1 protein-coding gene is annotated in these 554 nt (G+C 72.2%); it reads right to left on the bottom strand.

All coding sequences use genetic code 11. The features are described 5' to 3' along the window. Positions 1–45: 45 nt before the first annotated feature. Positions 46–554 (bottom strand): transposase (locus ABD225_RS18615; protein WP_344089209.1); only part of this gene is annotated, 509 nt, incomplete at its 5' end.

The raw sequence follows: 554 nt of genomic DNA, 5'->3' as shown, positions 1-554 counted from the left end.
GGGGCCCTGGCGTGACGAGTCCCTCGGTCGCTTCTCGGGGTGAGGTCAGCGGGTGAGCTTGGAGCGGTGCGTGGCCGCGCTGCGTGCTCGGGCTCGGGCCCGGACCTCGGGTGGGACGGCGTAGGTTCGGGCGATCTCCTTGGCCCGGACTCGGGTCAGCGGGGTGCCGTCGACGTCGCGGAGCTGGTAGGGCTGGCCGCGGTGCAGCACCGTCCAGGTCCGTTCGATCAGCTTGCGCGCGACAGCGACGGTGGCCTTGGTGTGGCTGTGGCCGCGGTCGACCATCAGGTGCCGATAGAAGGCGGCCAGCTGAGGGTCGCTCTTACGGGCGCCGCCGGCGGCCTGATAGAACGCCAGCCGCAGCACCGCGGGGCCTTCCTTGGTGATCGCCCTCGACGGCTGAACCACCGTCCCGGAGGACCAGGTGGAGGGGTTCATCCCCACGTAGGAGGCGGCCGCCTTGGCGGTGGTGAACGCGCCGCCGTCGCCGAGGAACGCGCGTACGGCGGGTGCGGTCATCGGGCCCATCCCCGGGACCGACAGCAAGAGCGGGT

The organism is Nostocoides veronense (genome assembly GCF_039531185.1).
Lineage (GTDB): Bacteria > Actinomycetota > Actinomycetes > Actinomycetales > Dermatophilaceae > Nostocoides_A > Nostocoides_A veronense.
This window is presented reverse-complemented; position numbering and strand designations above follow the sequence as displayed.